General features: G+C 50.3%; 15 protein-coding genes. 1 reads left to right on the top strand and 14 read right to left on the bottom strand.

Annotated elements, in window-relative coordinates; all coding sequences use genetic code 11:
• Positions 1-28 precede the first annotated feature (28 nt).
• A complete protein-coding gene (locus ET464_RS17920) occupies positions 29-1720 on the bottom strand; it encodes a GAF domain-containing sensor histidine kinase (protein WP_129443310.1) in 1692 nt (563 codons plus the stop codon).
• A gap of 360 nt (positions 1721-2080) precedes the next feature.
• Between ET464_RS17920 and ET464_RS17915 the strand changes: the two genes are divergently transcribed.
• Complete coding sequence (locus ET464_RS17915; RefSeq protein WP_129443308.1) at positions 2081-2362, top strand: CD3324 family protein; 282 nt, start codon at positions 2081-2083, stop codon at positions 2360-2362.
• Between the two features lie 165 nt (positions 2363-2527).
• Here ET464_RS17915 and ET464_RS17910 read toward each other — a convergent pair whose 3' ends face one another.
• The 13 genes from ET464_RS17910 to ET464_RS17850 all read right to left on the bottom strand — a co-directional run bounded on the left by ET464_RS17910 (position 2528) and on the right by ET464_RS17850 (position 19866).
• Entirely contained in the window at positions 2528-3601 is a 1074-nt protein-coding gene (locus tag ET464_RS17910) for an undecaprenyldiphospho-muramoylpentapeptide beta-N-acetylglucosaminyltransferase (protein WP_129443306.1), read from the bottom strand.
• Positions 3602-3705: 104 nt separating this feature from the next.
• The gene (locus tag ET464_RS17905; protein ID WP_129443304.1) at positions 3706-4341 is read right to left on the bottom strand and encodes a cell wall hydrolase; all 636 of its coding nucleotides are present in this window, start codon (positions 4339-4341) and stop codon (positions 3706-3708) included.
• Between the two features lie 251 nt (positions 4342-4592).
• On the bottom strand, positions 4593-5993 hold the full coding sequence (locus tag ET464_RS17900) for an ABC transporter substrate-binding protein (protein WP_129443302.1): 1401 nt from the start codon (positions 5991-5993) through the stop codon (positions 4593-4595).
• Between the two features lie 123 nt (positions 5994-6116).
• Positions 6117-6992, bottom strand: a complete 876-nt coding sequence (locus tag ET464_RS17895; RefSeq protein ID WP_129443300.1) for a carbohydrate ABC transporter permease — start codon at positions 6990-6992, stop codon at positions 6117-6119.
• Positions 6993-6996: 4 nt separating this feature from the next.
• On the bottom strand, positions 6997-7923 hold the full coding sequence (locus ET464_RS17890) for a carbohydrate ABC transporter permease (RefSeq protein ID WP_129443298.1): 927 nt from the start codon (positions 7921-7923) through the stop codon (positions 6997-6999).
• Between the two features lie 95 nt (positions 7924-8018).
• Positions 8019-9335 (bottom strand): response regulator transcription factor, encoded by a 1317-nt coding sequence (locus ET464_RS17885; protein WP_129443296.1) that lies wholly within the window; start codon positions 9333-9335, stop codon positions 8019-8021.
• 3 nt (positions 9336-9338) lie between these two features.
• Positions 9339-11153: a cache domain-containing sensor histidine kinase gene (locus tag ET464_RS17880; RefSeq protein WP_129443294.1), complete on the bottom strand. Its 1815-nt coding sequence runs from the start codon at positions 11151-11153 to the stop codon at positions 9339-9341.
• A 318-nt stretch (positions 11154-11471) separates the two neighbouring features.
• Entirely contained in the window at positions 11472-13412 is a 1941-nt protein-coding gene (locus ET464_RS17875) for an LTA synthase family protein (RefSeq protein WP_129443292.1), read from the bottom strand.
• A 118-nt stretch (positions 13413-13530) separates the two neighbouring features.
• Positions 13531-14718 carry a response regulator gene (locus tag ET464_RS17870; RefSeq protein ID WP_129443290.1) on the bottom strand — a complete coding sequence of 396 codons (1188 nt, stop codon included), beginning with the start codon at positions 14716-14718 and terminating at the stop codon, positions 13531-13533.
• Entirely contained in the window at positions 14715-16547 is a 1833-nt protein-coding gene (locus ET464_RS17865) for a sensor histidine kinase (protein ID WP_244226584.1), read from the bottom strand. Before ET464_RS17865 ends, ET464_RS17870 begins: the two co-directional genes overlap by 4 nt.
• A gap of 79 nt (positions 16548-16626) precedes the next feature.
• Complete coding sequence (locus ET464_RS17860) at positions 16627-17508, bottom strand: carbohydrate ABC transporter permease (protein ID WP_129443288.1); 882 nt, start codon at positions 17506-17508, stop codon at positions 16627-16629.
• Positions 17509-17525: 17 nt separating this feature from the next.
• Positions 17526-18416: a carbohydrate ABC transporter permease gene (locus tag ET464_RS17855; RefSeq protein WP_129443286.1), complete on the bottom strand. Its 891-nt coding sequence runs from the start codon at positions 18414-18416 to the stop codon at positions 17526-17528.
• Positions 18417-18495: 79 nt separating this feature from the next.
• Complete coding sequence (locus ET464_RS17850) at positions 18496-19866, bottom strand: extracellular solute-binding protein (RefSeq protein ID WP_129443283.1); 1371 nt, start codon at positions 19864-19866, stop codon at positions 18496-18498.
• Between the last annotated feature and the right edge of the window lie 125 nt (positions 19867-19991).

Below are 19991 nucleotides of genomic sequence, written 5' to 3'. Positions count from 1 at the left end.
TCTCTATCGTTCCGGTCGTGTTCCGTCTTCATCCTTCACGGTCCGGCTTCAGCGGGATGGCCGCTTCGATAATTGTGCCTTTCCGGTACGCGGTTGTCAGTGTCAGCCGCCCGCCAAGCGCTTCCGCCCGCTCCCGCATCGTCGACAAACCAAACGATCGGCGGGTCAGCTCGTTTAATCTTTTTTTCGTTATGCCGCGCCCGCGGTCGGCAATGCGCAGCACAGCCTCCTGCCTGCCCAGCTGCAGCGTAATCTCTGCCGCCTGCACGCCTGCATGCTTGCTCGCATTGTTTAACGCTTCCTGGCCGATACGCCATAACGCTTCTTCTACGGCGCGCGGCAGCTCCTTTACGCCGGCCACCTTCGTATCCACCTGCAGCTTCAGCGACTCGCCGTAATGCCTCAGTCCGGTCGCCAGCCCTTCCTCCAAGCCGGCCGGCCGCAGCTGCATAATGAGCTCGCGCATTTCTTTCAGCGCGCTTTGGGACAAAGCCTGAATATCTTCCAGCGCAGCCTGAAGCGGGCCTTCCCCGTCCGCTGCGGTCAAGCTGTAAGCCCCCTTCGACATCATCGCCAGCGAAAAAAGCGTCTGGCTGACGGAATCATGCAAATCCCGGGCGAGCCTGTTGCGCTCCTCCATTCGCGCCAGCTCCCGCCGGTTTGCTTCCAGCCGGGCCCGTTCAAACGTGACGCCAATCAGCTCCGCCAAAGCGTCGATCACCTCGGCATCCGTCCGGTACAGCTCGCCCGGCCGGTCATAGCCGATGAGCAGCAGGCCGGTTACGCCGGAGCCGGACGACTTCACAGCGGCGGCAGCCGCCTGCTTCAGCTGCGGCAAAAGCTGCTGCTGCGCCAGCCAGGCAGCCAGCCGCTCCGCTTCCGCAGCAGGAATGGGCACCGGGCACCGCTTGCCCAAGGTGATTTCGTACCAGTCGATGACATCCATGGCCAAATGCGCCTGCGGCACAAACGTTTCGCCTCCCGCATAAACGGCGCGGACCATCAAGTCGCCGCCGGACGGCTCCAGCAGCGCGGCGCACGTCCAGTCAAAATGGCAGCCGATCAGCGCAAGCGCCTGTTCGGCCAGCTGCGAATGATCCTTGGCACGCGTTGCCGCTGTCCCCAGCTCGGCGCCGTATACGCCCAGCCTTGCAAACAAAAAAGCGCGCCGCTGCTCCGCCGCATAAAGCCGCATCCGCTCAATCGCACTGCCAAGCTGGAACGCCACCGACTGAAGCAGCGCCAGCTCTTCGTCCTCAAAATGCATTTTGCCGGGAGCCGCAACGTTCAGCACGCCAAACCGCCGGCTGCCGGACCGGATCGGCACGGTCGCGTGATGGGTGATGCCGCATGTATCTCCCCAATTGCCCTGTTCCGCATTCTCAATCCGCCTGCAGTTTAAAATATTGACGGCGTTCTTCAGCCGGCCTTCCCGGTACCGCTCGAGGCACCAGCAGTCGCCGCAGCGCATCGGCTCGTCTCCGCTGCGGGTCAGGCCGGGCGGCAGATGTCTTCCTGCGGCAAACTCGTAAGAGCCCTGCTCATCCACTAGAAACATCCAGCCGGACGACAGCCCGGTCAGCTGCAGCAGCTTTTCAATCACATCATTAAGCAGCTCCGTGCTCAGCCCGGTCGATTCATTTAAGGTCTCTGCAATCGTCCGCAGCGCGATCAGCTCCTGGACATGGCCGGCTTGATCCGGCCCTTTCTCCGCTGTCATCCGGCGGCATCTCCTTTCCGTCCGTCCCTTTTGTTCCATCATAACAGACCCGGAATGGTAAAAAACAGATATGTTTATTTTGTCTCTTGCGCCAGCGCCTTCCAGTATGGCTTAATATAGATGTCGGGCCGACGAAATGAACGGAAAGGAGGCTGAACGAATTGATTCAGAACCAGGAGGTGGTATTCGCGTAAAGCGAATACCCGTTCACAGGGGAGCTTTTACCGGCTCCCCCTTTAACCGTTTTGTTACAAAATCCAATACTGTTGATAGATGAAAGGAGGAAGGTAAGCATGTTCAACGCGAATGCGATGAGAACCACCGATAGCTTTTGGACGATTTTGATGAAGGAGGGCATCGATGGCCCATTACAGAAACGGAAAGGATGTGCTTCCTCCCAAACTGCTGCAGCAAATTCAGCAATATATTGAAGGCGAGCTGCTCTACATTCCAAAGCAAAACGAGCAGAGAGCCGGCTGGGGAGAGCTAAGCGGAACCCGGGAGCGCATCAAGCTGCGCAATGAGGAAATTTACAACGCGTATTGCAGCGGAAGAAGCATCCGCGAGCTGGAACGGATGTATTATCTGTCCGGCGAAAGCGTTCGTAAAATCATTGGCAAATATAACCGTGCCAGCGGCTAGCCATGCTGCATGGCAGCGGATTGCAAATAGGGCTGCCTCCCGTCGGAGCAGCCCCATTATCATTTTGCCGGAACGGCCTTATTCGCCTCCACGGCCGCTGTCTGTCAGCGCCTCAGCATTCCGCACAGCCGCCGTCCGCCGTTCGCAGACGTTATTCCCGCCCCGTTATCCCGGTTTCTTCGCCGCTGCCTGAATAAGGCGGAACAGCTGCTCAAGCGTATCCTTTTGCTCATATTGCTCCATCCGGCTCCGGTAAGCCTCGCGGCTGTCATACAAGCGGAACAAGCTGTCCGCCAGCGTATCCGCCGTCATATCCGCTTCCTGCAACACTTCGCAAAACCCGGATTTGCGGAACGATTCCGCATTCAGAATCTGGTCCCCTCTGCTTTGCTCCTTCGTCAGCGGAACAAGCAGCATCGGTTTTTTCAAGCTTAAAAATTCAAAAATCGAATTCGAGCCTGCCCGCGACAGCACAATATCCGCCATCGCCAGCACATCCGGCAGCTCGTCGCTTAAATACTCAAACGGCCTGTAAAAAGGATACCTCACCGATGGGTCCACTTGCCCTTTGCCGCATAGATGCACCACTTGAAACCGTTCGGCCAGCCGCCCCATCGCGGCTTTGACCGTCTCGTTGATTTTGCGCGCGCCAAGGCTGCCGCCCATAATGAGCAGCACCGGCTTCTGCCTCGTAAATTCGCACAGCATCCGCCCCCGCTCAGCGCGCCCCTTCGCCAGCTCCTCGCGTACGACCGCACCGACATAACGGGCTTTGCCTTTATCCAAATGCTGCTCCGTTTCGGGAAATGTCGTGCATACCGCGCGGGCGAACGGGATAGCCAGCCGATTGGCAAGGCCCGGTGTCAAATCCGATTCATGGATGATGACCGGAACCCGGTTCATCCATGCCCCGACAACAACAGGCACCGATACAAAACCGCCTTTGGAAAACACCACATCAGGCTTTCGCCTGCGGATAATCCGGTAAGCCTGAAATACGCCCTTCGCCACTTTAAACGGGTCCTTCATGTTCTGAATGTCCAGATAACGGCGCAGCTTGCCGGTCGAAATGCTGTGATACGCCACATCCTCGTGCGGCGCAACGAGCTGCTTCTCGATGCCGTTCTCGGAGCCGATATAGTCAACCGACCAGCCTTCCTTGCGAAACCGCGGGATAAGCGCCAAATTGACGGTGACATGGCCGGCCGAACCGCCGCCGGTTAACATTACTTTATTCATAAAGGTAAAGTCGTCCCCTTCTGCGAAACGTTTCTTTCCTTATTATATCGGCAAAAACGCCTTGTAGCACTTTACAGGTACGTTAATCCGGATCATAGACTTATTTATTTTGCAAAGACATGATGGCCGATCTTAACCGTTACCGGCCGCGACAGCATCCAGTCCGAGGTGGCGCTGCCATTGTAGAAATAAAAGGCGTCCTTCGACGGATCGCTGCCCGTCGCTGCCGCTTTAGCCGCTTTGATCGCGGTATTGTCGGGAATAAGCCAATACTGGCCGCCCGCTACAACGGAGAAAGCATTAGGCGCAAAAATAACGTCGTTCACCGTCTTCGGGAAAGACGGCGCCTTCACCCGGTTCATAATGACGGCGCCGATGGCAATCTGTCCTTGGTACGGTTCTCCTCTGCCTTCGGCATAGATAACCCTCGCGATTTTGGTCACATCCGCTTTGCTTGCGGATACTTTATGCAGCGCATGAATCGTTAGCTGGCCCGCTACACCGTCAGCGGCCAGCCCCGCTCCTTTCTGAAACTTCTTAACCGCTGCGGCTGTATTGTTATCGTAAGTCGGAACAATTGGATTCGTGTAATAGTTCAAAATAGCGAGCCTGTATTGCAAATCCTTCACAGCGTCGCCTTGCGCTCCTATTTTGAGCGAAGCGGCTTCCACCTTGTTATGTAGCGCAGCCGCCGACAAAAGCAGCGCTGTCATCATCATCAAAACCCATTTTCGCATCATATTCAGTTTCAGTCTCCTTCTCTTCAAATTTTGGACGAGACTGATTGTAGCACGGCCTCCGGCAACAGCGGCCGATTACTAAAAAATTCTAATCGTTTTATCGATTATCCGTTCCATCCTTTACAATTTCAGCCTAATCAGGGGGACGCCCGCCCTTGTTCATGGTCTTCCTCCTTTGGCGGCTAAATGATGGAATGATAACACCAAGAAGCCCGGGGATCATTCCCCGGGCTTCTTGGGCCAGATCGGCATTATTTGCCGATTTGGTCATAATATTTCGTTTGCATCGTTTGTGCCGCTGTATCCAGCTTCGCTTTGTAGTCGACGTTTTTCTTCGAGAAAATTTCTTGAATGATATTCGTCATTTCGCCGTAAAACTCTTGCGTGCTGTATTGCGCTTCCGGTTTGCCGTCCAGCAAAGCGTTGGATTCAGCATCATATTTGTAGACGTTGTCGTATTTGTCAAAAATCGCTTGCGCTTTTTTGCCGTATTCCGAATCGTCTTTGTAGTAGTTCATTTGAGGCGGAATGTAGTATTTGCCTTCCGCTTTGCGGGCTTGAATATCTTTTTCTACCGATTCCAGCCAGCTGTCGGAGAAGTAGTCAAACGTGATGTAGTTAAATGCCGCTTCTTGCTCTTCTTTGGATGCATTCGGGTTGATGACCAGATAGTCCCCGCCCAAAATACCGTAATGCTTGCCGCCTTTTTCAGCTGCCGGCATCGGGTACGTCAATACATCCTCAGGCTTCATGCCGCCTTGGTTCAGCGCTTGATCCAGCGGGCCTTCCGCGCCTGCTACAACCATTGCCGTACGTTTCTGAGCAAATGCGCCTACTGCATCGCCCCAGCCAAGCGCCCAGTCCTGCGGAATCGCATTCGCTTCCCATTTCAGCTTGTTGTAGAATTCCATAGCTTTCTCGCCAGCTTCAGAGTTGAACGCTGCCGTTACTTTGGAGCCGTCGTCGGTTTGAATTTCGCCGCCTGCTTCGAACAGGAAGTTCGTCCAGTTCCAGCCCGCTTCGTTGCCTTTACCCATAGGCGCGATACCGGAGATGCCTTTCTTCGGATCTGCAACAGCTTTCGCTGTGTTCAGCATATCGTCCCAAGTCCAGTCATAGGAAGGAATCGCAACGTTTTTGTCTTCCAGCATCTTTTTGTTTACAACGGTGCTGGTTACATACCCTTTTTGGATCACGCCGTATACTTTGTTGTCGATTACAAATTGGTTTTGCAGCGTCGGGTTGATTTCATCCTTGTGCTCGTAGTTGTTCCACAGATCGGTAATATCTGCAGCCCAGCCGCGTTCAACCAGAAATTTAGCTTCTGTGGCAAACGTGTTAAAAATCGTTGGCGCTTCATTTGCAGCCATTTTGATGCCGATCTCATTTACGTTATAATGCCAGTCGCTTTTCTCAATCGTTACATTCGGATACTTCTCTTGGAAGCGGCGGATTTTGTCGTCTTCCAGCTTACGGTCTTCCACCTGGTCAGGAAGCGGATAATAAACACTGATTGTAACTTTTTTGGCTTTGTCGCCAGCCGCCGAATCAGAAGTGCTGCCTGTGTTGGCGTTATTGCCGTTATTGCCGCAACCCGCAACAATCGAGCCCAGCAAAGCGACGCCTGCTACAACTGCTGTTACTTTACGCATGTTTTTTCCCCTCTTTATGTCTTGTTTTTTGTTACTTGTCCATCATAATGTAAGCGCATTTATAACACGAGGTGTATTCTTATGCCTATCGTGTGCAGCTCTACGATACTGCTGCCTTGCCGCTTAGCCTTTCACGCCGCCAAGCTGCAGTCCGCCGATAATGTAACGTTGGAATACAAGGAATACTACAATCGGCGGAATCGTCGTAATCGTCAAAATGGCGAATTTAATGTTCAGGTCGAGCATTCTTGCATTCACAATATATTTGTAGATTGCTGTGGCGAGCGGATAACGGTGGTCGCTGTGCATCACCATCGACGGCCAGAACCAGTCGTTCCACGATGTGTTGAAAATAAAGATCGCCAGCGTCGAAATAATCGGAATCGAAAGCGGAACCGCGATCTGCAGGAAGCATCTCAGCTCCGAAGCGCCGTCAACCCGTGCCGCTTCAAACAGCTCGCCGCTCAAGCCGTCAAAGAAGCTTTTGAGCAGGAGCAAATAATACGCGTTGGCGCCGGCCGGCAGCCAGAAGGCAAAAAACGAGTTCAGCAGTCCAAAGTCCTGCAAGTTCAAAAAGTTCGGAATTAAATACGTTGTTGGCGGAATAAAAAGCGTCGTCATAAAAAAGGCATTGACGAGTTTTTTCTTCGGCAAGGTCAGCTTCGACAGCGAATAAGCCGCAAAGCCAAGCACCAGAATCGTTACAACAAGGTTCCCGGCGAAAATTAACAACGTATTGCGCAAAAACAGCGGAAGGTCGATAAAGTTCCAGCCTTCTTTGAAGTTACTGAAATGCCAGCTGCCTTCCGGCAGGAAATGAGGAGGGAAGGAGTTCACCTCTTCATTGGATTTCAAAGCGTTAAACAAGGTCGAGAAGATCGGGTACAGCATTGTAACGACCATGACCACTACAAGCAGCATGATCAAGCCGTACGAAACTTTTACTGACGTTTTATTGAAATCATAGCGGGACAATAAGTTGCGATCTTGACTGCTCATGTTGTTAGTTTCCCCCTCTTCCGTTCAGCTTGTATTGAATAATCGCGAGTACGCCAAGCACAAGGAACATCAATACGCCAAGCGCGGAAGCCACGCCCATGTTCAGCTGCGTTGTGGCATACTTCACAATAAGCAGTGCATACGTTGTTGTCGTAAAGTTTGGACCGCCGTCCAGCATAGCCAATTGAGATTGGTACGCTTGCGAGGTTCCGATCAGCTGAAGGATTAACATCAGGCCAATCAATCCGCGAATGGAAGGCAGCATAATATGCCATACCCTTCTCCATACGCCCGCTCCGTCAATTTGCGCCGCTTCGTACCAGTCTTTCGGAATGCTCAGCAGGGCTGCCAAATAAATCAGCATCGCCGAGCCGAACTGCTGCCACGTTTCCATAAATACAAGCGAAATCATGGACCAGGCCGAATCCGTCATAAACGAAATTTGGTCATGGCCGGTTTGCGATAAGGTCGCATTGATCGGACCAACCGGGTCGTATATCCAGCGCCACACGCTGTACAGCACGACAACCGGAATAACGTTCGGCAAATAGGCGCTGACGCGCACAAAGCCTTGAAACCGGCGCAGCTCGGAAATAATTACGGCGAACACTATCGGTACGGCAAAGCCGATAACTAAGCAAAGCCCCATATAATATAGGGTATTGCGGATGGCCTTGCCCAATATAGGGTCATCCAATGCCGTTTTGTAGTTGTCAAAGCCTACAAACGTATTGCCCTTAACAAAGTCGATGTGATAAAAGCTGTAGAAAAAGCCTTTTAAAATAGGCAGCCACAAAAATAAAACAAAAATGACTGCTGCAGGCAAAATAAAGAGCAGCCCTGTCTTGTTTTTTCTTATCCAAAGCTGGAAGCCGTTTTTTTGCTGCGGCGCCTTTTCGGAAGTTCCCAGATGTGCTGTTGTACTAGGCATCCATTACCCCTCATTCCTTTTCATTTCGTCTATTCCATTGTAAAAAAGGATGAACGCCGGAGTAATGTGTGTATCTATTCAAACTGTAGCGAATCCTACTTTTTCATTTCGCTTGGGCTCATGCCGTAGTATTTTTTAAATATTTTGCTAAAATGTTCCGGAGATTCGTAACCGACCCGCTCGGCGATCTCATACCTGCGCAAATCCGAGTTCAGCAGCAGGCTTTTGGCCAGCTCCATGCGCAGCTTAATGACATATTCCCACAAGTTGCAGTCCATATTTTTTTTGAACAAATAGCTCAAATAATTCGGACTGACATGGTTGCGGTTCGCCACTTCATGCAGCGTCAGCCCTTTTTGCATAAAATGCTCGTCGATATACGCTTTGGCCTGCTCTACGATCTGGTTCGTCCGCTCATGCAGCTCCTCCGTCGTTTCCGGCTGCTTGTACAGGTTCCACTTGAAATCGCCGTAATAAAACACATAATGGTCCGGATGCTCCTTATGCCAGAACACCGCTTTGCTGGACTGCTCGTACAATTCGTACAGAAACTCCTGCCCGCGCAATATTTGGCTGATGCCGACAACGCCTTGCAGCCGCAAATAAGCATTCAAGTTGAAGTGAATGCTCTGCCCCATCATGTCGAGCTGATTAACCTTGTTAATGCTCATATCGGCAAATAAAGCTTCATCCCATTCGGCAATAACCGCAATCTCCCCCGGCCGGACAAAAAACACGCTGCACCGCGCTTCTTTGCTGCACAGCTCGCTGATCAGGTTTAAAGCGCCGTAATTCAGCAGCTCATCATGGCTGGCTGACCTGCCTTCTCCATGCAGCAGGACGCTGATGACGGTATAATACGGCCCTTTCAGTTCCAGGCCGCATCGCTCCGCCAGCAGCTTCACGGCTTCCTCTCTTGCGGACGCATCCGCATCGGAAATAAGCCGGTTCAGCAGTGAAGTCCGCTCCGCAGTTGGCGCGTCCATCCGGAACGGCTGTGAGGCGCCGTTATCCTCATTCACCGGTGCCGGGGCAGGTTTGGAAATTTTGAGCAGCACATCCCGGACCGAATCCAGAAACTGCCCGCTGTTCAGCGGCTTGATCAAATAATCTTTGGCCCCGAGGCGGATCGCCGACTGGGCATATTGGAAAGCTTCATGGGCGGAAATAACAATCGTCTGCACCCAAGGCTTAATTAACCGCGCCTGGTTCATCAGCTCGATTCCGCTCATTTCGCCCATCTGAATATCGGTAATGAGCAAATCAATATCTTCCATCCGCAAATAATCAAGCGCCTCGTAGCCGCTGTTAGCCGTAAAAATATGATCAATGCTAAGGCCCGATGAGCCGAGCAAAGCGCTGAGGCCTTTGCAAATAAGCGGCTCATCGTCCACTACTAATATGCTGTACAAATCTTATTCCTCCTCTGTCACTTCCGCCGATCTGGGCACAAGCGGCACCGTAACGGTTGCCGTTGTCCCGCCTTGCTCGTTCCGGCTGTACGCCAGCCCGTATTGCGGGCCGTAATGAAGCTGGAACCGTTTATGAATATTCCGGACGCCGTAGCCGAGCGACGGATCAGCTTCCGCATCGTCCAGCAGCTGGGCCAGCTTGGCCAGATCGGCGCCTTTATAACCGTTATCGGAAACTTCCAGGAACATAAGGTCCCCTTCGATTCTGGCGCTGACTGCAATTTCCCCTTCGTCGCCCATATGCTTGACGCCATGGATAATGGCATTTTCGATCAGCGGCTGAAGCGTAATTTTGGGCACTGTAACGGCAAGCGCCTCCTCCGGAATGTGCCAGCGGATCTGGAAGCCGTATTCATACCGGCTTTGCTGCAGCTTCACATAAGCGGAGGCATGCTCCAGCTCCTCCTGAAGCGTAATCAGCTCCCGCCCTTTGCTTAAGCTGATCCGCATCAGCTTCGATAGATCCTTAATCATTTCCGCCGACTCGGAATTGCCTTCCAGCGAGCTTTTCCAATAGATGCTTTCCAGCGTGTTATATAACAAATGCGGATTAATCTGTTCATAAAGCAGCTGGAGCTGCGATTCCTTCTGCTTAATATCAAGCTGATATTTGTCGCGGACAAGCAAGTTCAGCCGGTCGGCCATATCGTAGATGGCCAGCATCAGCACGCCGATTTCGTCATTGCGGCTTTTGCCCGGCGCTTGCGGTATAACTTCGCCCGGTACGTAAGAACGGACGAAATTGGCCAGCTTCTGCAGCGGCGTAAGCAAGGAGCGCCAGAAATACATCATGAGCAGAAAAGCAAATAAGCCGTACGTCAGCGTCATCAGCTGAAGCACCTTGCGCAGCTCGCTTTGCTGCTGCAGCAGCGAGCGGACCGGGATTTTGTACACGAGCTTCTGCTGGGGAGCTGCATTATAATTGGCGACAAAAATATACGAGTCCGTAATCACATTATCCGTACCGGAATGTTTGGCGCTCCGCTGCAGCTGGTCCGGAAGCCAAAGTCGGTTTCCGATGCCGCCGATATTCGAAGTTAATATGGTATCGTCCCAGTCTGTAAAATAAATTTCACCATCCGGCAGCTCCACCGTCTGAATCGACTTCTGAATTTGATCGTTCATATTGCTGGCAACCAGCACGCCAATGACCGAATTGCCTGTTTTGGTATCATATACGGCACGGATATAAGCCAGCGTCTTTTGCCCCGGCTTAATGCCCGCCTGGTCGATAATGCGCAAATACCCTTTGCCGCGTTTGCTGACCGCTTCATCAAACCATGCAGGCTTGTTGGCGTCCGAAAAAAAATAAACCCCTCGCTGGGTTAACGGAATTTTCGGGGCAAAAAAGTAGTTATCGTCCGGGTCATAAATATATAAGGAGTAGCTGATCGATTCACCGCTGTCGCTGCTCGTTGAATAAAATGACAGCAGGTTATCTACGACCGTATATTTTTTCACCAGGTCATATACGCTCATCCCTTCCTCTTCGGAAGGAACAATTTGCTGCGTCACCGGATTTTGAATAACCGTTGTCATAATCCGGTCAACCGAATCAATATCGCGGCTGATCAAATTCAAGTTCTGTTTGCTTAATTCCACATAAGCGCTTGTAACATGCTTTTTCAAAATTTGTACCGCTTTCAAATTGCCGTACATGTTCAAAAACAAAATAGGTCCCGCCATCAGTAAAAATAATACGATAAGCTGTTGTTTGATGCCCATTTTGGTTAACGGATTATTGATGTCTATGCGCATTGTACTAGCTTGTCCTCCTGCGTCCCAAGTCCGATACTTTCTAAATATAGCAGAAAGCTGCCCGTTCAATTATGGCTGTTTCTACGTTGTTCAGGTGTGTTTCTACGATTTGGATGATTGTATTGTTGTTCAATGCCGTTCATTCCATACAGCAGAAGGCAGCTGGCGGAACGAGCAGCTTGGGCAACCGGGCCGCTGTGCCTGTTGTGCGGGACCGGCAGCCCTTTGTTTGCGTGCACCGACTATCCGCGCCGGGGCAGGGCAGCCCAATCAAAAAACGCCCCGTCATAGACGGAGCGTTAATCCCTATTCTATAAACTACTGCTTAACCGGCTCTGCGGCCGGTTCCGCTCCCGCATCTTTTCGTTTCGGAAGCTCCTTGACATACTGGTCGGATAAGCTCTCAAGCTTCATAATATAGTCATAATCCGAACGGTAAGGCGTAATATCGTCCACCGGCTTCAGCGTATCCAGCGAAATCGCCGTTCCGTCATCAAAACCTTTGCCCGGTATAAACACGATATCATCGTTAAAGAAAGAACCTGTCGGCAAATAATAACGCATGCCAAACACGTTATGGTCAATGCCCAGCAAGTTGTGCCCAAAGGCGGTATAGTTCTCATCCTCCAGCGAGATGCCAAGCAAAGAGGCTTCCGTCGGCATAATGTCGAGTTGTCCGCCTGTTGTTTCGATTTGCTTCCCTTGTCCGCCCGGAACATGCATAATAAGCGGAATATTGAAGCGGCTTACTCTGGAATCGTACGGGATGCCAAGCTGCGAGCTGACCAGCTGGTCGCTGACAATATCTTTTTGGACGCCAAAATGATCTCCGTAAAGCACCAGCATCGTATTGTCCCACATTCCGTTCGCTTTCAAAGAATCAATCAGCTTGCCAATCGCATAATCCGTATAATTGATTGCCTGCAAATAATCGCCCAGCTCCGTATTGGTGAACTCATCCGGCAAAACGAGCCGCTGCTGATCTTTCGGCACTTTGAACGGGAAATGGCTTGATGCCGTAACAAATTGCGCATAAAACGGCTTACCCGAATCTTGGACTTTCTTCAGCTGCTCTACGCCAACCCGGTACAGCTCAACATCCGATGCGCCAAAATCGTTAAAATGATCATTGTTGAAATACGGCTTATCGTAATATTTATCATATCCAAGAGCCGGATACAGCTTGATCCGGTCCCAGAACGTAACATCGTTAACGTGGAACGTATTCGTCACATACCCTTTGCTGGACAGCAGCCTTTGAAAACTCGGCAGCTTCCGGTCCCCGTAACCGGTAGACATCGCTATCGCGCCTGTCGGATAAATGGATGTGCCCGACATAAACTCGGCATCGGACGTATTCCCGGGGCCAATCTGCTGATACACATGCGGGAAGTAGTAGCTTTCATCAATAAGCTTATTCAGCACCGGCGTAATCGTCTGCCCGTCAACGCTTAGATGAATCGTAAAGTTCTGGAACGCCTCCAGCTGAATGACAATGACGTTCATCCCTTTAGCCGAGCCAAAACCGTTAGACTCCGGTTCGTTCCCCGTAGCGCCCGGCTTGCCCATTACATAAGGATACGTTTGCTGCAGCTGGCGGATATCCTGTTTCGTTTGCGTTATCGTTTTGCCGCCAACCGCCATTGCTTCGCGTTTTTCATTAATCGCTGCCGTCAGCTCATAATTGAGTACGCCAAGCTGCTCCGACTGCACCAGCTCGTTAGCTACATCCATGTTGTCGCGAATGTACAGGAAACATACTGCAATGCCTGCAATAAGGCCCATAGTGAGCCATTTTGCATGATTTGGAACATGAGATTCCGCCTTCGCAGCTTCGCCCCGTTTGCGCACCTTCCTATAAATAAAACCCGCTAAAAGAATAATGACATCCACAAAATACAAATAATATTGCGGCCGGATTAACGCGTCCACACTAGCCTTAACTTGTCCAACCTGATCAACTGCGTTGAGCGCCAAATAGGTGGGCACGGAGCCGTAGTACGCATAATAAACCGTGACGGCAAACAAAAGCACCGATAAGATGACATTGACCGCCCAATAGACGACACTCCGCCAGCGTTTGGTTGCGATTAGCCCAAACAAAGAGAGCAGCGCAACAATTGAGCCGGCATCTGCCGCCAAATGTGCCGCAACCGCATTATCGTAGAGCCAGTGGCGCATCATGGCCATTTTGACCAGCAGCAGCACAGCCGTCAGCCCAAATACCGGCAGCCTCCCATTTTTATTCCATAATTGCATCGAAGCTTCCCCCTCATTTGCAAAAAAAAGAAAGCCATCATTCGGACGGCCTTCGAACCTTATGATTATGAAGTTTATGTTAATACAACTGCAAACGTTGCGCAAGACTTTTACAAGATCAGGATGAGGTTCCCGCTGCCGTTAGATTTTTACTGCGGAATTCCGATGGCGTCTCCCCGTATTTTTTACGGAACAGCTGGGAGAAATGCCGGATATCCTGGTAACCGATCCGGTCGGCAACGTCCGCGAGCTTCAGCTTGGGATTAAGCAGCAGCTGTTTCGCCTGCTCCAGCCGGATTTGAATGACATGCTCTTTGAAGCCTGAGCCGGTCTTTTGCTTAAACAGCTGGCTGAAATAGACCGGGTTCAAATAAACGACAGAAGCCACCTTCTCCAGCGACAACTCTTCCTGATAATGCGTCCGGATATATTGCAGCGCAACCTCAATAAGCTGATCGCCGCCTCCGCTTGCATTATGCTCATAGACTTGCGTGGTAGAGGCTTGGCGCATCCGCTGAACTTCCCGCGGCACCTGCTGTATATCGCTAATTTGCTCCGTATGCATAATTTGAAACGGAACCTTTAAATATTTGACGAGGTTTTTGCGGAGCTCCTCCAGCAGCTCATCAAGCTTTCGCCCCGGCTGAACGGCGACAAGCCCTAACAGGCTTATCCGGTCGTGGGTCGTCACGAATCCGGAGCCGTATTGCTCGATAAGTTCCCCCATCACATTCTCAATAATAAAATGCTCCAGCTGGACGACCTTATCCGTATCCATCTTAACCATAATCAAATGAAAACGCGGATAGCTCTCCATCAACGGCTTCATATCAAAACGGCCGATATCCAGGCCGGATGAAAAACGCTGAAACACCGCCTCGCGGACAAATTTGCGGTTCATCCGGAGCAGCTCCGCTTCTTCTGTCGCTTCCGATTCTTCTTGAATTTCCGCGCCCAGCTTCTCCATAATTTCGACCAGCATCTCTTTGCCGATCGGCTTCAGCAAATAATCTTTTGCGCCAAGGCGCATCGCTTCTTGTGCGTATGCAAATTCAGAGTAAGCCGATATGACCACCCAGCGGACATGCGGGTATTGGCTGCGAGTAAGGTTTATCATTTCAAGGCCGGTCATACCCGGCATCAAAATATCGGTTAGCGCAATGTCAATCCGGCAAGCGCGAAGGATCGCAATCGCCTCTTCTGCATTCGAAGCCAGGTAAGTCGTATGTTCCGGAAACCGGCCTACCAGCGTACGCTGAATACCTTCCCGAATAATATTCTCATCATCCGCAATTAAGATGTTCATATACTATCTTCTCCTTTCTCCGGCAGCGGAACAACAATGATAACCGTTGTGCCCTCGCCTTGCTTGCTGTTAATCCGCAGCCCGTATCGTTCTCCGTACATCAGCACCAGCCTGCGGTGTACATTGGGAAGGCCGATTCCTTTGCGCTGCCTTGGCCCGCTTGGTTTGACAGCCCCGGGCTCTGCCGTTCTTGTTCCGTATTCCGCATCGGCCAAATACTGGCGCAGCTGAAGCAGCATGGAATGATCCATGCCGATCCCATTGTCGGCAATGACGATTTGCAGCTCATTCGCTACTTCGTCAGCATAGGTGTATACCTTTAGTATGCCTAACGTGCCCAGCGGCTCCAATCCACTTTTTACCGCATTTTCAATAATCGGCTGCAGCGTCATCTTCGGCAGCGCGACATCCAGCCATTTGCTGTCAAACTCAATCTGCGCTTCAATCCGGCCATGCAGCCTGCTTTCGATAATCGTTAAATAATGCCGCATTTGATCAAGCTCTTGCCGCAGCGTTGTTTTAGATGCTTCCTCCCAATCGCTGCTATAGCGGAACATATGGGACAACGCCAAAATCACTTTTCCGAGACGGTCGTTCTCCCGTTCATCCAGCATCCAATAAATCATATCCAGCGTGTTATACAAAAAATGCGGATTAACTTGCGATTGCAGCGCCTGAAGCTGGGCGTTTTTTTCGCTGATGGATGCAAGAGCCGTGCGCTCAATAAGTTCATCCATCCGCTGCACCATCCGGTTGAAGGAAGCAACCAGACTGTTAATCTCGTCAAAGGAGTTAACGTTTACCGAACCCCGGAAATTCCCCATCTCCACCTGCTTCATTTCCCGGATAAGCAGCTTTAACGGCGAAGCGAAATTCCGGGAGATCAAAGTGGCCAGCACGGTCGATAATACAATAACCGCCGCCATAACCGCCAGCAAATAAAGCCGGGTCTGATCCAGCTCCGCACTCATATCCGCTTTTGGCGTAAAACCAACGACGGTCCAGTCGGCGACGGAAGCTTTAGCGGAAACGATCAGCTGATCGTTCTGATTATCGACCACGGTTTCATTTTTGACCGGCCGCGTAAGCCCTGCAAAGGATGGCGTCTGTTCGCCGGCTTTTTGACTGGTCGCAATTACGCGGTTTTCTTCGTCAACAATATACACCCGGCTGTTCGGGCTGATCGTCACATTGGACAAAGCATCCATAATCGGCGCCGGATCCGTTTCAATCAATACGATGCCGATCGGCTTATAGTTGGTCAAATCAAACAGCGTCCGGCCAAATACAAACACTTCGTCCTTCTGCAAGCTGTTAATTAAAGAGCCGTTGGATAAGCCAAGCCATACCATGGCGCCGTCAGCTGCTTTTATTTTTTTGTACCAGTCGGCATTGGAATAGCTTAAGTCGGCTACACCGGCAAACCGGCGCTCATAATTATAAATTTTGCCTTTGTTCGTTATGACGTGAATGCCGATAATATCGTCGCGCGAAAAATAAACAGCGCCCAATATATTCGTAATGGACCGCTCCATATCATTGCTGGCAATCGGCTCTGTCTGCTTATCCCGGTTTTCCAGCAAATCAAGCAGCTCATAGTTGCTGTTCAATGATTTGGTAACGCTGTCATAACCCTCCAAAAGCAAATCAAACAACCCGACCGTCTGGGAAACGTTTTTTTCAGCAAGATCGCTTATTTTCCCGTGGATGATGTGAGTTGTTTTCTGATAATACAAAAAGCTGACCAAAATAAGCAGCGTCATGGTTGAGGATAAATATAACCAGAACAGACGGTTACGAATGGAATGTCTACCTTTGGAACGTGCCAAGCCCGCCTGCCTCCCTAACAAAATAATGGATAGATAATTATTATACCATCATTCCATGCCAAAAAAGCGGAAAGGGCTTTTAGCCCTTCACCGCTCCAGCAACCATGCCTTTTGTAATTTTGTCTGCAAGCAAGAAGTAGATAATAATAACCGGCAGAGCTCCGAGAACCAGGAAGGCGCCGATTGCTCCATAGTTGACCGAATATTGGCTTACGAAGCTGTATACCCCAAACGGCAAGGTTTTAAGTTGTTCTTTGGAAATAAACGTCGCTGCCATAATGTATTCGTTCCATATATTAATGAAGGTTAATATACAAACCGTCATCATTGGAGGGATCGACACCGGCAGGATAATGCTGCGGAAAATCCGGAAAATTCCCGCTCCGTCAATAACCGCCGATTCTTCGATCTCATGCGGGATCGTCTTCATAAACCCGCTCAGTATAAAGACGGATACCGGCGTCTGGAAGGCGATATACGGCAGGATGATCGACAAATGCGTGTTCAAAATGTGAATATGCTTGAACATGATCATAAGCGGCAGCAAGGTAGCCTGCATCGGAATCATCATGCCGACCAGGAAAATAACCATAACCGCCTGGCCGTATTTCCATCTGAACCGGCTGATCGCAAAAGCTGCCAGCGAGCTAAGCAGCAGAACGCAAATCATCGTAACCAAAGTAACAAATATACTGTTCTTTAAATATTCGAAGTAATTGCCCGATTGAACAGCATCATGAAAGTTATGCCACTGAAACTTGGCCGGTAGTGCAAAAAATTTGCCCGACAAAATTTCCTCATTGGTCTTAAGCGAATATAGAAACAACCAGAGGAGAGGGTACACTTGCGTGACAAACAGGATGCTGAGCACAAGATAAATCAATGCTTTGCCAAGCCCGTATACCCGCCGCCCTGTCTTGATGTTCGGCTTTACTGCAGCCGCTTGTACGTCTGTTTTCATGGCAGCTCTCTCCTCCATTATGAATATCTCCGCTCAAGACGGTTGAACAGGTAATTGATAATAATCGTAGCGACGAGACACAACACAACCAGAAATGCAGCAATCGCACTGCCGTAGCCGTATTTCAGGCTCAAGAACGAGCTGTTGTACATATGGGTGGAAATAACGTCCGTAGCATGAGCCGGGCCGCCGCCGGTCATAACCATAATCATGTCAAACGATTGAAGCGAGCCGATAAACGCAAGCACAATCGAAATTTTAAAGATTGGCACGTTCATTGGAAATGTAATATGCCAGTCCGCTTTAAGACCATCTGCACCATCTATTTTGGCCGCTTCATAAATATCTGCGGGGATGTTCTGAATGCCTGTAAATTGAATCAGTGTATGGTAACCAAGATATTGCCAAAGCGCTACAAAATATAAGCTGTACATTGCTATGCTCGGTTTTTCCAGCCATGTACGCTGCCAGCTGTCCAAGCCGACTAAATCCAGCAGCTGGTTCAGCATGCCGCCCATCGAAGCCGGGGCATAGATCGTCTTCCACAATTGGCCGACAATAACAACCGATAAAATAACGGGAAGAAAATAGCTTGAAACAAGAAAATTAGGCCGTTTAATAAACCGGCTGAGCAATATCGCTACAAACAATGCAACCGGAATTTCAACCATGGAGAAGACTGCAAACATTAACGTATGGCGAACTGCCGGCCAAAACACCGGATCATGAAACAATAAAGTTCTGAAATTGTCCAAGCCTATAAATTTTGATTGTCCGATACCGTTCCAATCCAGCAAGCCGCTGTAAATGGATATTAGAATCGGTACAAAAACAAGGCAGACGTAAAGCAGCAAACACGGCAGCACGAACAGCGCTATCGTCAATTTGGATACTCTAAGTACGTTCATCTCGCGTGCCTCCTATACCGTAATGCCGATGCACAAGGAGCTCTGGCGAGCTCCTTGTTTTTGCATCAGGCTTTTCTTTTTATTGGCCTTTATTGGCGTCGTAAGCGTCTTGATGCTCTTTAGCTACTTTCGCAGGATCTTCTTTTTGTACAAACAGGTTCTGGATGCTGGTCAAGTGGCCTTGAGCCGTTGCAGGGTTCATCGTGTTGTCGAATGCAAGGTCGCCGCCTTTAACGTCTTTGAACATCGCGAGAACGTCCATTGCCATGTCGGAGTAGCCGGCTGCTTTAAAGTCGCCGTCCACTTTTTGCGCCAATCCTACAGCGCCTTTAACGGCAAACGTTTCTTTCGGATAGTTAATCATGTAATAGTTCAGGAAATCTTTTGTTTCTTGCAGATGTTTGCTGTTAGCGGAAATTGCAAATGCGCTGCCTGGAGCAAGCATAAATTCGTTAGGGTCGCCTTTGCCGTTTACAGTCGGGAACTTGAATACGCCAACTTTGCCGTTAACGGAAGAGGTTTCGATACCGCCGGTTGCCCAGCTGCCCATGTAGTACATCGCTGCTTTGCCTGTTTTAAACAGGTTTTCGCCGGCATTGTAGTCGATGGAAGTTGCGCCTTCTTCAAATGCGCCTGCTTGCACCAGTTGTTGGAATGCATCGACAGCTTCCGTGAAAGCCGGATCGTTAAATGTTTTTTGGCCGTCCAATACGGATTGCAGGAAGCCTGGGCCGTTCGTGCGGAGCAAGACGTTCATGAACAGGAAGGAACCGGTCCACGTATCTTTTTCGCCGATAGCCATTGGCTGAATGCCTTTCGATTTCAGCGTTTTCACGACATTGATCATGTCTTCGAACGTTGTAGGCACTTGTACGCCGGCTTGTTCGAACAACTCTTTGTTGTAATAAACAAGGCCGATGTTGCTGCCGTCAGGAAGCGCGTACAGGTTGTTGTCGAATGTATACCAGTCGAGGATGCCGTCAAGGAATGTATCTTTCAGTCCGTTTTGCTCAACCATATCGTTCAGCGGCGCAAACAGGCCGGCATCAACGTAAGGTTTCATTTGAGCGGCCGGGTTCACGACCGTAATGTCCGGAACTTCATGCGAAGCCGCTTGCGTTTTCAGCTTCAGCTTTTGCTGGTCCGTATTCAAGGAGTCAAGCTCGATTTTAATGTTTGGATGGTCAGCCTCGTATTGGCCGACGATCTTTTTCATCATTTGGTTTTTAGGATCCGTCGGGTCTGGATAAATGTTTTGGAACGTAATTGTAATTTTTTCGCCGCTGCTGCTTTTTGTCGGCTCTGCGCTAGCTGCTGGAGTGGCCGAGCTGCCGCTGTTGCTGGAGCTCGTGCTGCTGCTGTTGCTGTTATTGTTGGATCCACAAGCTGCCAGGCTAAGTGCCAGTGTGCCGGCAAGAACGCCTGTCAATATGCCCTTCGTTCTATTCATGCTTATATCCCCCTTGATTTGTGGTGTAGCTTTATTATGACTGGAAGTGCAAACCCTTACAATGCGTTTAAATTAAGGTATGAAGTGTGTTTTCTTTAGATTGCGCAAAAAACGACACCGGGAAT

It is taken from the genome of Paenibacillus protaetiae, assembly GCF_004135365.1.
GTDB lineage: Bacteria > Bacillota > Bacilli > Paenibacillales > Paenibacillaceae > Paenibacillus_AP > Paenibacillus_AP protaetiae.
Note: the sequence above shows the minus strand (reverse complement) of the source record. Positions and strands in the feature narration are given on the sequence as shown.